At 64.7% G+C, this 13,106-nt stretch carries 13 protein-coding genes and 1 pseudogene; 6 read left to right on the forward strand and 8 right to left on the reverse strand.

Annotation, left to right across the window (positions count from 1 at the left end):
* Positions 1–107 precede the first annotated feature (107 nt).
* The 4 genes and pseudogenes from rpoD to FPZ24_RS06955 all read right to left on the reverse strand — a co-directional run bounded on the left by rpoD (position 108) and on the right by FPZ24_RS06955 (position 4,928).
* Positions 108–2,144, reverse strand: a complete 2,037-nt coding sequence (gene rpoD / locus FPZ24_RS06940; RefSeq protein WP_146570484.1) for an RNA polymerase sigma factor RpoD — start codon at positions 2,142–2,144, stop codon at positions 108–110.
* Positions 2,144–4,016 (reverse strand): annotated as a pseudogene (dnaG, locus tag FPZ24_RS06945) (DNA primase). Before dnaG ends, rpoD begins: the two are co-directional and overlap by 1 nt.
* A 42-nt stretch (positions 4,017–4,058) precedes the next feature.
* Positions 4,059–4,430 (reverse strand): endonuclease domain-containing protein, encoded by a 372-nt coding sequence (locus FPZ24_RS06950; protein WP_146570486.1) that lies wholly within the window; start codon positions 4,428–4,430, stop codon positions 4,059–4,061.
* A gap of 45 nt (positions 4,431–4,475) precedes the next feature.
* A complete protein-coding gene (locus FPZ24_RS06955) occupies positions 4,476–4,928 on the reverse strand; it encodes a GatB/YqeY domain-containing protein (RefSeq protein WP_146570488.1) in 453 nt (150 codons plus the stop codon).
* Positions 4,929–5,033: 105 nt separating this feature from the next.
* Between FPZ24_RS06955 and carA the strand changes: the two genes are divergently transcribed.
* The 6 genes from carA (at position 5,034) to FPZ24_RS06985 (ending at position 11,689) form a co-directional block, all read left to right on the forward strand.
* Positions 5,034–6,200, forward strand: coding sequence for a glutamine-hydrolyzing carbamoyl-phosphate synthase small subunit (gene carA / locus FPZ24_RS06960; protein ID WP_146570490.1), 1,167 nt, complete (start codon positions 5,034–5,036; stop codon positions 6,198–6,200).
* Positions 6,197–6,658 (forward strand): hypothetical protein, encoded by a 462-nt coding sequence (locus FPZ24_RS06965; protein ID WP_146570492.1) that lies wholly within the window; start codon positions 6,197–6,199, stop codon positions 6,656–6,658. The genes carA and FPZ24_RS06965 overlap by 4 nt, the downstream gene beginning before the upstream one ends.
* A gap of 100 nt (positions 6,659–6,758) precedes the next feature.
* Complete coding sequence (locus FPZ24_RS06970) at positions 6,759–7,169, forward strand: ribonuclease E inhibitor RraB (RefSeq protein WP_146570494.1); 411 nt, start codon at positions 6,759–6,761, stop codon at positions 7,167–7,169.
* Position 7,170: 1 nt separating this feature from the next.
* A complete protein-coding gene (gene carB, locus FPZ24_RS06975; protein ID WP_146570496.1) occupies positions 7,171–10,494 on the forward strand; it encodes a carbamoyl-phosphate synthase large subunit in 3,324 nt (1,107 codons plus the stop codon).
* A gap of 77 nt (positions 10,495–10,571) precedes the next feature.
* The gene (greA, locus tag FPZ24_RS06980) at positions 10,572–11,048 is read left to right on the forward strand and encodes a transcription elongation factor GreA (RefSeq protein WP_146570498.1); all 477 of its coding nucleotides are present in this window, start codon (positions 10,572–10,574) and stop codon (positions 11,046–11,048) included.
* Between the two features lie 50 nt (positions 11,049–11,098).
* Positions 11,099–11,689 carry a rhomboid family intramembrane serine protease gene (locus FPZ24_RS06985; protein WP_338061675.1) on the forward strand — a complete coding sequence of 197 codons (591 nt, stop codon included), beginning with the start codon at positions 11,099–11,101 and terminating at the stop codon, positions 11,687–11,689.
* Here the strand turns inward: FPZ24_RS06985 and FPZ24_RS06990 are convergent.
* The 4 genes from FPZ24_RS06990 to FPZ24_RS07005 are packed head-to-tail and all read right to left on the reverse strand — an operon-like array spanning position 11,686 to position 13,102.
* Entirely contained in the window at positions 11,686–11,916 is a 231-nt protein-coding gene (locus tag FPZ24_RS06990; RefSeq protein ID WP_146570500.1) for a DUF4170 domain-containing protein, read from the reverse strand. The two genes, FPZ24_RS06985 and FPZ24_RS06990, sit on opposite strands and share 4 nt — an antisense overlap.
* 36 nt (positions 11,917–11,952) lie before the next feature.
* The gene (locus FPZ24_RS06995; protein ID WP_146570502.1) at positions 11,953–12,423 is read right to left on the reverse strand and encodes a hypothetical protein; all 471 of its coding nucleotides are present in this window, start codon (positions 12,421–12,423) and stop codon (positions 11,953–11,955) included.
* Between the two features lie 35 nt (positions 12,424–12,458).
* On the reverse strand, positions 12,459–12,746 hold the full coding sequence (locus FPZ24_RS07000) for a DUF3618 domain-containing protein (RefSeq protein WP_146570504.1): 288 nt from the start codon (positions 12,744–12,746) through the stop codon (positions 12,459–12,461).
* A complete protein-coding gene (locus tag FPZ24_RS07005; protein ID WP_186729114.1) occupies positions 12,743–13,102 on the reverse strand; it encodes a phage holin family protein in 360 nt (119 codons plus the stop codon). The genes FPZ24_RS07000 and FPZ24_RS07005 overlap by 4 nt, the downstream gene beginning before the upstream one ends.
* Positions 13,103–13,106: the final 4 nt, after the last annotated feature.

A 13,106-nucleotide genomic window follows, 5' to 3' on the forward strand; every position in this document is an offset into this window, starting at 1 on the left:
GACCGGCGGCCCTTTTTCTATGCGAGGCCGGGCCGTCGTACCGACGCAAACGAAAAGCCGCCGGTCCAGCGACCGGCGGCTTTTCGATTCAGCGGGTAGCCAAGCGTTTATTGGTCTAGGAACGACCGCATCTTCCGCGACCGGCTCGGGTGCTTGAGCTTACGCAGCGCCTTCGCTTCGATCTGACGGATACGTTCGCGGGTCACCGAGAACTGCTGGCCGACTTCCTCCAGCGTGTGGTCGGTATTCATCCCGATCCCGAAGCGCATGCGCAGCACGCGTTCCTCGCGCGGGGTCAGACTCGCCAGCACGCGCGTGACGGTTTCCTTCAGGTTCGCCTGGATCGCTGCATCGACCGGGATCACCGCATTCTTGTCCTCGATGAAGTCGCCGAGGTGCGAATCCTCCTCGTCGCCGATCGGCGTTTCGAGGCTAATCGGTTCCTTGGCGATCTTCATCACCTTGCGGACCTTTTCGAGCGGCATCGACAGGCGCTCGGCCATTTCCTCGGGCGTGGGCTCGCGGCCCTGTTCGTGGAGGAACTGGCGGCTGGTGCGGACCAGCTTGTTGATCGTCTCGATCATGTGGACCGGAATACGGATCGTGCGCGCCTGGTCGGCAATCGAGCGCGTGATCGCCTGGCGAATCCACCACGTCGCATATGTGCTGAACTTGTACCCGCGGCGATACTCGAACTTGTCGACCGCCTTCATCAGGCCGATGTTACCTTCCTGAATGAGATCAAGGAATTGCAGGCCGCGGTTCGTATATTTTTTAGCAATCGAGATGACGAGGCGCAGGTTCGCCTCGACCATTTCCTTCTTGGCGATCCGCGCCTCGCGCTCGCCCTTCTGGACCATGTTGACGATCCGGCGGAACTCGCCGAGCGCCATGCCTGTCTGCTGGCTGATCTCGCTGATTTCGGTGCGGATGCGATCGACCGCGGCAACTTCACCGCCCGCGAACGCCGCCCACTTCTTATCCACGCTCGCGACCGTCGGCAGCCAATGCTCGTCGAGCTCGTGCCCGACATAGCGGTTGAGGAAGTCGGCACGGCTGACCTTGTGGCGCTCCGCCAGGCGCAGCATCTGCCCGCCCAGCGCCGTCAGGCGCCGGTTGAAGCTGTAGAGCTGGTCGACGAGATATTCGATCTTCGCCTGGTGGAATTGGACGCTCTCGACTTCGGCGGTGAGTTCCTCGCGCAGCTTCTGATACTTGCGCTCATCGCCTGCCGACAATTCGCCGCCCGCGCTCATCTGATCCAGGCGCGTCGCCTGCATCTTGGAGAATTTCTTGTAGATCGACGTGATGTTGGCGAACCGCTCGAGCGCCATCGGCTTGAGCTGCTCCTCCATCTGCGCGAGGCTGAGCGTGTTGTCCTCTTCCTCGTCGTCGGAGATGCGGGGTGCACGACGCTCGGTCATGTCGTCCTCGTCCTCGTCGGCCGAGACCTCTTCCTTGACGTCCTCTTCTTCCTTGAAGCTGGCGCCGGCAGTCTTCTCGCTGATCTCGCCCGAATCGTCGTCCTCGGCGCCTTCGACCTGCTCGGCCGACGGACCCTTGGACAGCATCGCGTCGAGATCGAGGATCTCGCGCAGCTGCATCGTGCCTTCGTTGAGCGCGGTTGACCAATCGATGATCGCGTTGAACGTGATGGGGCTTTCGCAGAGGCCGAGGATCATCGTGTCGCGCCCGGCCTCGATCCGCTTGGCGATGGCGATCTCGCCCTCGCGGCTGAGCAATTCCACCGCGCCCATCTCGCGCAGGTACATGCGCACCGGGTCGTCGGTGCGGTCGACCGTTTCCTTCTTCTTGGTCTCGAGCGCTGGAGCGTTTTCCTCCGACGAATCGACCGGATCGATATCGTCGTCGTCGTCCTTTTGCTGCTCGTCGCCTTCCTCGCCGGCTTCTTCGTTCTCGACGATGTTGATGCCCATTTCGGACAAGGCCGCGCTGATGTCCTCGATCTGGTCCGAAGACATCTCGCCCTGCGGCAAAGCATCGTTGAGTTGATCGTACGTTATGTACCCGCGCTTTTTGGCGCGCGCGATCACCTTCTTGATGTTCGCATCGTTCAGGTCGATCAGCGGAGCGTCGCCCATTTCCAGGGTTTCGTCGCCTTCGCCGCCGTTATTCTTCGCCATCAATCGCCCTCAATCTCGAATTCGTCCGCGTCGTTATTAGCCTGGATCAGATTTGCAAGCCGCTCTTCCAAAGCGCGTTGTTCTTTCAGCAGTTCCATTTGCCGAGCGAACGCCGCGTCGGATGTCTTCGTTTCCAGTTCCGCCGTCGCCTCCGCCAGCGCCGCATCCACCTCGGGCCGCGCCACCAGGGATCGCGATCGCCTCATCCAGATCGGCGCTGGCTCGCTTCGCATCGGAAGCCGCCAGCGTGAAGGAATAAGGCGTTCGGTCGGGCCGGAGGAGTTCGTCGGTGATCTGACCCAGTCCGGATGTCGCCAATATGGTGACGAGGCGCTGGCTATCAAGCGCCCGGTCTTCCAGCGCGAGATCGACCACCGCTTCGAACAGGCGTCCGAGCGCGCCATCGACCATCTTGAGACTGCCGAGCACCTCCATATGGCGCGCGATTTCGGCGGGGTGGCGGATCAGCCCGGCGAGCACCGCCTTGGCGAGGACGCGGTCGATCCCGGCGGCGCGCACGGCCTTCGCCTGCGCCGTCGCCGGCGGGGTAGGAGCCGTCCACTTCGCGCCCGGGCGGCGCGGGGTGAAAGTGCGAGGGGTGAAGTCGCGCGGCGGCTTGGCGAAGAGATCATCGACGCGGCGGCGATACTCGGCGAGATATTCGTGGCGGACGTTCGGGTCTGCGATCGTGTTGGCGTGATCGGCGAGGCGGCGTTTCAGGCCCGCGCGCTGTTCGGGCGTGTCGAGCGGTTCGGCGGCGTATTCGTGGCGCCACAGCAAGTCGACCAACGGCTCGGGCTTGTCGAGCAGAGCCTCGAACGCGGATGAGCCGCGCGTGCGGACGAGATCGTCCGGGTCCTGACCGTCGGGGAGGGTCAAGAAGCTCAGGCTGCGGCCCGGCGCCAGCCCCGGCAGCGCACGATGCGCCGCCCGGATCGCCGCCTTCTGTCCCGCCGCATCGCCGTCCAAGCAGATCACCGGCACATCGGCCATGCGCCACATCCGTTCGAGTTGCGCCTCGGTCACGGCGGTGCCGTTGGGCGCTACCACATCGCTGAACCCGGCCTGGGCGAGCGCGATGACGTCCATATAACCTTCGACCACGATCAGCCGGTCGGTCTTGCGGCTGGCCGGCGCCGCCTTGTCGAGATTGTAGAGCGTGCGCCCCTTGTCGAAGAGCGGTGTGTCCGGCGAGTTGAGATATTTGGGCTCACCGTCGCCGATGATCCGGCCGCCGAACGCGATCACCCGCCCGCGCGGATCGCGGATCGGGATCATCAGGCGTCCGCGGAACCGATCGTATGGTTCTTTGTCCTCGACCTTGATCAGCAGGCCGGCCTCGATGAGCAACGCGTCACCGAAATCGCCCAGTGCGGTGCGCAGCTTGCCGCGCGAATCCGGGGCATAGCCGAAGTTGAAGGCACGCCGCGTCGCATCCGAAATCTTGCGCCGCTCCAACAAAGCGCGCGCTTCGCCGCCGTCCAGCCCACCGAGTTGCGCCTCGAACCAGTCGGCGGCGGCCTGCATCACGTCGTGCAGCCCCTTGGCGCGCTCGGCGCGTTCGACCGCCTGGCGGTCCTGCGCGGGCATTTCCATCCCGGCCGCCTGGGCGAGTTCCTTTACCGCATCGATGAAGGGCAGGCCGCGCTGCTCGGTCATCCAGCGGATCGCGTCGCCATGCGCCGAGCAGCCGAAGCAGTGATAGAACGCCTTGTCGTCGTTGACGTAGAAGCTCGGCGTCTTTTCGTTGTGGAACGGGCAACAGCCCTTGAACTCGCGCCCCGCCTTGGTGAGCTTGACGGTCTTGCCGATCAGCGCGGACAACAGCGTCCGCGCGCGGAGTTCGTCGAGAAAGGCGGGGGTGAGACTCACCCGCGCATTATAGCATGGCTATGGCGGAAGCAGCGGCGCTTATCAATTCCCCTCCCGCTTGCGGGAGGGGTTAGGGGAGGGGAGTTCCGCAAGCGCGCGTTCGATTTCAGCGACAACGCCGTCCAAGTGGCCCAGCACCTCGTTGTTCCAGAAGCGAATGACGCGATAACCCTTGCTCTCGAGATGGGACGTTCGTGAGGAGTCTCGCTCAGTCTGCAAAGCATGTTGGCCGCCGTCGATCTCGACGATCAGCTTAGGTGTTCGCGCCACGAAGTCACAGATGAACGGCTCGATCTTGACCTGACGATTGAAGCGAGCGCCCGCTACCTTCCGCGCACTCAGCGCTTGCCAGAGCTTGGCTTCCGCGTCCGTCGGATTGTTCCGTAGCTCGCGTGCGCGGTTCGTGAGTTCCATGCCCTCCCCCAGCCCCTCCCGCTCGCGGGAGGGGAGTTTTTGCGCTTAGCTCAACGCCGCCTTCACCGCCGCGCTGGCCTTGCTCATGTCGAGGCTGCTCGCGTGCCGCGCCTTCAGTTCGGCCATCACGCGGCCCATGTCCTTCATGCCGCTCGCGCCGAGTTCCGCCTTGATCGCCTCGATCGCCGCGGCGGTCTCCGCTTCGTTCATTTGCTGAGGCAAAAAACGTTCGATCACCGCGACCTCCGCCTCTTCGGCCTTGGCCAGTTCCTCGCGGTCACCCTTGCGGAACATCTCGATCGATTCGCGGCGCTGCTTGACCATTTTCTGCAACACCTCGACCACCAGCGTGTCGTCGTCGGTCGGCTGCGCCTTGGTCCGTTCCTCGATGTCGCGATTCTTGATCGCCGATTGGATCAGGCTGATCGCGTTGCGGGAATCCTTGTCGCCGGCCTTCATGGCGGCGATCTGGGCGGCTTTGATGTCGTCTCTGATCATTTCCCCCACATAGCGACGGCAACCGGTTGACGCGAGGGGGGTGGGGGTCTAGCTCCCGCGACTTAGCGACATCGCTGTCCAAACCAACGGAGTGCCCGCCGCATCATGGCCGACGCCACGACTTTTCGCGCGCCTGACGGAGCCACGGGCGTTCTCGTATTAGCGAGTGGGGAGGTGGTGTGGGGCCGCGGATTCGGTGCGGAGGGGCAGGCGGTCGGCGAGGTGTGCTTCCACACCGCGATCACCGGCTATCAGGAGATCATGACCGACCCGTCGTTCGCGGGCCAGATCATCACCTTCACCTTTCCGCATATCGGCAATGTCGGCGCGAATGCCGACGATGTGGAGGCGGACTTGCCGCATGCGCTGGGCATGATCGTGCGCGAGGACGTGACCGCGCCGTCCAACTTCCGCAGCGTCGAGCGGCTCGACGACTGGATGAAGCGTCACGCGCGGATCGGGCTGTCGGGGATCGACACGCGCGCGCTGACCAGGCGGATGCGCACCGGCGGCGCGCCCAACGGCGTGATCGCGCATGCGGCGGACGGGCAGTTCGACATTCCCTTGCTGCTCGACATGGCGCGGGCGTGGCCGGGGCTGGAAGGCATGGACCTGGCGATCGCGGTCACGACCGAGGCCGATTACGGCTGGGAAGGCGGCGTCTGGCGGCTCGGGTTCGGCTATGGTGGAGAGGGCGCGGAGAGCGACCGCCCCCACGTCGTCGCGATCGATTACGGCGCCAAGCGCAACATCTACCGCAACCTGGTGCAGGCCGGCGCCAAGGTCAGCGTCGTCCCCGCGACCGCGACCTTCGATCAGGTCATGGCGCTGAACCCCGACGGCATCTTCCTGTCGAACGGCCCGGGCGATCCCGCCGCGACCGGCGACTATGCGGTGCCGGTGATCCGGCAGTTGCTGGAGACGGGCAAGCCGCTGTTCGGCATCTGCCTCGGCCACCAATTGCTCGGCCTCGCGGTCGGCGCGCGCACGACCAAGATGTTCCAGGGCCATCGCGGCGCCAACCATCCGGTCAAGCGCCTTTCGGACGGTGCGGTCGAGATCACTAGCATGAACCACGGCTTCGCGGTCGAACGCGACAGCTTGCCCGCCAATGCGCGCGAGACGCACGTGTCGCTGTTCGACGGATCGAACGCGGGGCTCGAACTGACCGACGCACCCGCGTTCAGCGTGCAATACCACCCCGAAGCGAGCCCGGGGCCGCAGGATAGCTTCTACTTGTTCGAAAAGTTCGTGGCGGGTCTGCGGGCGTGAGGCGTGGCCGAAATCTCCTGATCATCCTGTCGGTTGCCGTCGTGGTGGCGCTCGGGCTGATGCTGACCGGCGTGATCGACGTGATGGCGCCGGGGCCGCACGTGTTCCTCGACACCAAGTCGCCCGACGGCAAGCGCACCGCGCACCTCGAACGGCCCGGCGGCAGCGTGGAGCCGATCTATTATGCGGTGAAGGTGACCGGCGCGGGCGCGGATTGCACCGCGGCGACGCTCACCGGGCTGCAGGCCGAACGCTGGGTGCGGCTGTCGTGGAACGTCGATGCGCTGGTGGTGCGCTACGGCTTGCCGAGCGATCCCAACGCCAAGGCCGTCGCGCCCGCCGCCAGGCGCGGCGGGGACGCGTGCCACGGCATGACCGTGCGGGTGATCGAGGATCCGTCGCTGAACGTGAGCGGGCCGTTGAGCGATGCGATCGAGCCGGTGGGGAATGGGCAATGACCGACCGCAACGCGTTCAGCGTGCAACACTATTCCGAAGCGAGCCTATGGCCGCAGGACAGCTTCCATCTGTTCGAGCGGTTTGTGGGGATGATGGCATAATGGGTTTCTTTAAGTGGGTTCGCCGGCGTGTGCATGGCCCGAGCGCGCTTTCTCGAGGAGACGTTGAAGAATTTGACGAAGAAACATCGGAGATGATTTCAGCTAGCGACGCTCTGCTCTCTCGAATGCGCGTTGGAAGCATTGATCTCACTAGGAAGCGCATGGTGACGCACTTGTTCTTGGGCAACGATCGTGACCTCGATCGTGCGTCTAGGCTCTTAGAAAGCTTGGGCTATTCTTCGGACGAGATGGGAAGTGGTCGACTGGTTGTGAGCGAGCAAGTTGCAGTTGGTGAAGGTTGGGTTCGACGCGTTGTCCCGGTCATGATGCAAACTGCTGGTGAATTCGAACTTATCTACGATGGTTGGGATGCTGACGTGGCCGCTGATCACACCGGACAAGATAACTGATATGCCCAAACGCACCGACATTTCCTCGATCCTCGTCATCGGCGCAGGTCCCATCGTCATCGGCCAGGCGTGCGAGTTCGATTATTCGGGCACGCAGGCGATCAAGGCGCTGAAGGAAGAGGGCTATCGCATCGTCCTGGTCAATTCGAACCCGGCGACGATCATGACCGATCCCGAGCTGGCCGACGCGACCTATGTCGAGCCGATCACCCCCGCGGTCGTCGCCAAGATCATCGAGAAGGAGCGGCCCGACGCGGTGCTCCCCACGATGGGCGGGCAGACCGCGCTCAACACCGCGCTGGCGCTGTTCCGCGACGGCACGCTGGCGAAGTTCGGCGTGACGATGATCGGCGCCGATGCGGAGGCGATCGACAAGGCCGAGGACCGGCTGAAGTTCCGCGACGCGATGGACCGGATCGGGCTGGAAAGCGCGCGCTCGGCGATCGCGCATACCGAGGCAGAGGCGCTGGAGGGGCTGGACAAGGTCGGGCTGCCGGCGATCATCCGGCCGAGCTTCACGATGGGCGGATCGGGCGGCGGGATCGCGTACAACCGCGATGAATTCTTGACGATCGTCCGCTCGGGGCTCGACCTGTCGCCGACCACCGAAGTGCTGATCGAGGAATCGCTGCTCGGCTGGAAGGAATATGAGATGGAGGTCGTGCGGGACCGCAACGACAACGCCATCATCATTTGCTCGATCGAGAATGTCGATCCGATGGGCGTCCATACGGGCGATTCGATCACCGTCGCACCGGCGCTGACGCTGACCGACAAGGAATATCAGATCATGCGCAACGCGAGCATCGCGGTGCTGCGCGAGATCGGCGTGGAGACGGGCGGGTCGAACGTCCAGTTCGCGGTCAACCCGAAGGACGGCCGCCTGATCGTGATCGAGATGAACCCGCGCGTGTCGCGATCGTCGGCGCTGGCGTCGAAGGCGACGGGCTTCCCGATCGCCAAGGTCGCGGCCAAGCTGGCGGTCGGCTACACGCTCGACGAGATCGAGAACGACATCACCGGCGCGACGCCCGCGAGCTTCGAGCCGACGATCGATTATGTCGTCACCAAGATACCCCGGTTTGCGTTCGAGAAGTTCAAGGGCGCGGAGCCGTTGCTCGGCACCGCGATGAAGTCGGTCGGGGAGGTGATGGCGATCGGCCGCAACATCCATGAGTCGATGCAGAAGGCGCTGCGGGGCCTCGAGACGGGCTTAAGCGGGTTCAACATCGTCGATGCGCTGGTCGGTGCGCCGCGCGACGAGATCGAGGCGGCGCTGGCGCTGCCGACGCCCGATCGGTTGCTGGTGGCGGCGCAGGCGCTGCGCGAGGGCTTCACCGTCGCCGAGGTCCACGCGATCGCGAAATACGATCCGTGGTTCCTGGAGCGCATCGCGGAGATCGTGGCGGCGGAGAACGAAGTGCTGGAAAACGGCCTGCCGCAGGACGCGGCGGGCTTGCGGCGGCTCAAGGCGATGGGCTTTTCGGACAAGCGGCTTGGTTTCCTCGCGCTAACCTCGGCGGGGCTGCGCGACCGCTATCAGGCGCGCGGCGGGCTGATCCATGAAGCGGTCAAGGCGATGGTCGGCGGCGTCAACGAAGACGAAGTGCGCGCGCTGCGCCACAAACTCGGCGTACGTCCGGTGTTCAAGCGCATCGACACCTGCGCGGCGGAATTCGACGCCAGGACGCCGTATATGTATTCGACCTACGAGGCGCCCAGCTTCGGTGAGCCCGAGAACGAGGCGATGCCCTCGACCCGGCGCAAGATCGTCATCCTGGGCGGCGGGCCGAACCGGATCGGGCAGGGGATCGAGTTCGACTATTGCTGCTGCCACGCCTGTTTCGCGCTGGCCGACGCCGGGTTCGAGACGATCATGGTCAATTGCAACCCGGAGACGGTGTCGACCGATTACGACACGTCCGACCGGCTGTATTTCGAGCCGCTGACTGCTGAGGACGTGCTCGAAATCCTGCACGTCGAGCAATCGGCGGGCGAACTGGTCGGCGTGATCGTCCAGTTCGGTGGGCAGACCCCGCTCAACTTGGCGCGCGCGCTGGAGAAGGCCGGCATTCCGATCCTCGGCACCAGCCCCGACGCGATCGATCTGGCCGAGGATCGCGAACGGTTCGCGGCGCTGATCAACAAGCTAGGCTTGCTCCAGCCCGCCAACGGCATCGCCCGCAGTGGGGAGGAGGCCGTCGCGGTCGCCGAGCGGATCAGCTATCCCGTGTTGATGCGCCCGAGCTACGTGCTGGGCGGGCGCGCGATGGAGATCGTCGATGGGCGGCCGCAGCTGGAAGAATATATCCAGACCGCGGTGCAAGTGTCTGGTGAATCACCGGTTTTGATCGACCAGTATCTACGCGACGCGATCGAGGTCGATGTCGACGCGATCTGTGACGGCACCGATGTCGTGGTCGCCGGCGTGCTCCAGCATATCGAGGAAGCGGGCGTTCATTCGGGCGACAGCGCGTGCTCGATCCCGCCTTACTCGTTGCCCGCCGACATCGTCGCCGAGATCGAGCGCCAGACCGATGCGCTCGCCCGCGCACTCGACGTCGTCGGCCTCATGAACATCCAGTTCGCGGTAAAGGACGGCAAGGTCTACCTGATCGAGGTCAATCCACGCGCTAGCCGTACCGTGCCGTTCGTGGCCAAGGCGATCGGCGCGCCCATCGCCAAAATCGCCAGCCGCGTGATGGCCGGCGAAAAACTGGCGAACCTGCCGAAAATCGACCGCGACATCCCCTATTTCGCGGTCAAGGAAGCCGTCTTCCCGTTCAACCGCTTCCCGGGCATCGACCCGGTGCTGTCGCCCGAGATGAAATCCACCGGCGAAGTCATGGGGATCGATCAGGACTTCACTGCCGCGTTCGGCAAGGCCGAGTTGGGGGCAGGAACGGTCTTGCCTGAAAGCGGGACGGTGTTCGTCAGCGTCAAGGACAGCGACAAGCCGGTGATCCTGCCGGGCGTGCGCGCGCTCGCCGATTTCGGCTTCACCATCGTCGCCACGGGCGGCACGGCGGACTATCTGAGCGAGCATGGCGTCGCGGTCGAACGCGTCAACAAGGTCGCGCAGGGCCGCCCGCACATTGTCGATCGCGTGGTCGATGGCGGGATCGACATGATCTTCAACACCACCGAGGGCTGGCAGTCGTTGAAGGACTCCAAACCGATCCGCGTCGCGGCGCTCGGCCAGAAGATCCCGTACTTCACCACCGCCCCGGCCAGTGTCGAAGCGGCACGCGCGATCGTCGGCCTTTCGACACGCTCTCTTGAAGTTCGGCCGCTCCAGTCTTATCATTCGCACTCGCACAATTGATCCCCACATAGAGAAACAAGGTGCGGGCGGCTCGACAGGGTCGCTTGGGGAAGACGATTTGACGAGGGAATAGGGGTATGGCGACCGTCGAGAAGATGCCGATGCTGCAAGAGGGCTATGAAAAGCTCACGGCAGATCTGCGTCGCTTGAAAGAGGAGCGCCCGCTGATCGTCGATGCGATCGAGGAAGCCCGCGCGCACGGCGATCTGTCGGAAAACGCCGAATATCACGCCGCCAAGGAGCAGCAGGGCCAGAACGAGGCGACGATTGCCGACATCGAGGGCAAATTGAGCCGCGCCCAGATCATCGATCCCAAGGAACTGTCGGGCGACAAGGTCGTGTTCGGCGCGACGGTGACGTTGCTCGACGAAGACGACAAGCCGACCAAGTATCAGATCGTCGGCGAGACCGAGGCGAACGCAAAGACCGGCCGGATCAGCTACAATTCGCCGATCGGACGCGCGCTGATCGGCCGTAAGGTCGACGAAGAGGTCGAAGTGTCGGTGCCCGCAGGCGACCGTTACTATCTCGTCAGCAAGATCGAGTTCATCTGACCGACCAGCCAACCTGGCGCGACGCGCCCGCGACTTACGCCCTCGCCGCGGTGACGTTCATCGTGTCGACGGTGGTCGGTCTGATGGGCAGCAGCCAGGCCGCTGCTTTGGTCGGCGGGTTTATCCCGGCGCTCGTTCCCAATCAGGCGGTCGCCTGGGCCGGCCCCGCAATACCCGCGTGGCTGACGCCATTGACGTGCACGTTGCTGCACGGAAGCGTGCTCCACCTGCTCTTCAACCTGGGCATGCTGGTCTATTGCGGACGCGAGACCGAGCGCGCGCTGGGGTCGGTCGGCGTCCTGATCCTGTATCTGGTCGGCGCCTATGCCGCCGCCGCAGGGCAGTGGGTGCAGAACCCCTTATCGACAGTGCCGACGATCGGTGCCAGCGGTGCGATCGCCGCGATCATCGCCGCCTATGCCTTGCTGTACGGCCGCAATCGCGTGCGCGCAGTCGGGCCGTTGTCGGCCAGCTTCCTCCACGCGCTGTGGCTCGGCGCGGCGTGGACGATCATCAATCTGCTGATCAACCTGGCGATGCTGAGCCCGCAGCCGGTCGCGGTCGGCGCGCATATCGGCGGGTTTCTGGCCGGGCTGATCCTGACCCGCCCGATCCTGCTCTGGCGCTACCGCAAGGCTTAGTCGGCGCCGCCCTGCAGATCGGGATCTGGCTCGAGCAGGCGGTGGAGGTGGACCACCACGAACTTCATTTCGGCATCGTCGACAGTACGCTGCGCCGCGGCCCGCCACGCTTTCTCGGCGCTGGCGAAGTCGGGAAAGATACCGACGGTTTCGATCGTCGATTCATCGAAATCGAGGGTCTGCGGATCCTTGACGCGGCCGCCGAACACGAGATGGAGCTTGCTCATGGCGGCCCCATATCGCGCAAGGACGCCAAGTAAAGGTTAATCGGCCTTTCGCCGCGTCCTTTTAACGGGCTTAGGCGCCGGCGCTTCCTCGCGTGCCGCCAGTGCAGCTTCGCCGCCAGCCGACATCGCTGCGCCGACCTGGTCAAGCAGTTTGCTGACCTGCGCGCGTGCCGCCTGCTTGCTCAGCGGGAACGCGCCGAGTTCGGCCTTGGCCGCGTCCTTGGCCGCCTCGGCGGCACCGGCGGCGGCGCTGTTGATCCGCTTGCCGACCGGGCCGAGCAACGCCGTCTCGCGTTTCGTGCGGGGCAGCAGCACACCCGCCGCCAGACCGATCGCGATCCCGCCCGCGACCACCGCCAGCGGATTGGCTTCCGCCGCCTTGCCGACGCGTTGCGCCGCCTTGCGCGTTTCGTGGAGCGCGTCATTGGCGGCGCCGCGCGCCGTCGTCATCGCGGCTTCCATACGGCCGCTGGGCTTCTTGACGGCGGTGTCGGCGGTGTCGGGCATTGGTCGGTCCTCTACTCTGGAATGCTTTGAACTCGTCAGTCGTCGCGCGGTTGCCGGTGCAGCAATCGGTTCAGCGGTTTTCGGGCGAAGAACGCCGTCACCGCCGCGATCACGCCGGTTGTGGTGACGGGATGGCGCTTGATCGTGTCGACGCCGGCCTGGGCGATCTCGCCGCCGACTTCCTTCAATTCCTCGATCGCGTCACGGGCAAGTGCGCTCGGCTTAAGCCGCGATTGCAGCGCGACGACCGTGCTCGCCAGTTGCTGCCGGCTTTCCGCCGATTGCGCTTCGGCCTTGGCAAGTTCGTCCTCGATCAGACTCATGGCCGATCGTCCTTGTCCTTGATCTCGGTCGCCTTGAGCAATTGCCGCCAGCCGAGCCACGCCAGCAGGCCCGCGAGCGCCAATCCACCCGCGACGACCACCCCGGTCGCGCCACCCGGCCCCAACAGTGGCCGCAAGACGATCAGCAACCCGACCAAGGCCGCGACGATGACGGCCTGGGCCAGCGACAACGCGACCACCGCCAGAATGATCGCGTTGCGCGCGCCGTCGATCCGCGAGAACAACCGCGCGCGGTAGAGTTTCAGTTCCGCCCTGACGAATTCCTCGCCATCGTCGATCAGCCGGCTGACCAACGCTGGGATGCTTTCCTGTTGGGGCGGCTGCTCCTCCTCCACGCAG

Origin of the sequence: Sphingomonas panacisoli (assembly GCF_007859635.1) — a bacterium.
Lineage (GTDB): Bacteria > Pseudomonadota > Alphaproteobacteria > Sphingomonadales > Sphingomonadaceae > Sphingomonas > Sphingomonas panacisoli.

Bases quoted from the DNA above. Each gene is read 5' to 3' on its own strand.
- greA (WP_146570498.1), top strand. From the start codon at position 10,572: ATGGCGACCGTCGAGAAGATGCCGATGCTGCAAGAGGGCTATGAAAAG.
- FPZ24_RS06990 (WP_146570500.1), bottom strand. From the start codon at position 11,916: ATGAGCAAGCTCCATCTCGTGTTCGGCGGCCGCGTCAAGGATCCGCAG.
- carB (WP_146570496.1), top strand. From the start codon at position 7,171: ATGCCCAAACGCACCGACATTTCCTCGATCCTCGTCATCGGCGCAGGT.
- carA (WP_146570490.1), top strand. From the start codon at position 5,034: ATGGCCGACGCCACGACTTTTCGCGCGCCTGACGGAGCCACGGGCGTT.
- FPZ24_RS06970 (WP_146570494.1), top strand. From the start codon at position 6,759: ATGGGTTTCTTTAAGTGGGTTCGCCGGCGTGTGCATGGCCCGAGCGCG.
- FPZ24_RS07000 (WP_146570504.1), bottom strand. From the start codon at position 12,746: ATGAGTCTGATCGAGGACGAACTTGCCAAGGCCGAAGCGCAATCGGCG.
- FPZ24_RS06995 (WP_146570502.1), bottom strand. From the start codon at position 12,423: ATGCCCGACACCGCCGACACCGCCGTCAAGAAGCCCAGCGGCCGTATG.
- rpoD (WP_146570484.1), bottom strand. From the start codon at position 2,144: ATGGCGAAGAATAACGGCGGCGAAGGCGACGAAACCCTGGAAATGGGC.
- FPZ24_RS06950 (WP_146570486.1), bottom strand. From the start codon at position 4,430: ATGGAACTCACGAACCGCGCACGCGAGCTACGGAACAATCCGACGGAC.
- FPZ24_RS06955 (WP_146570488.1), bottom strand. From the start codon at position 4,928: ATGATCAGAGACGACATCAAAGCCGCCCAGATCGCCGCCATGAAGGCC.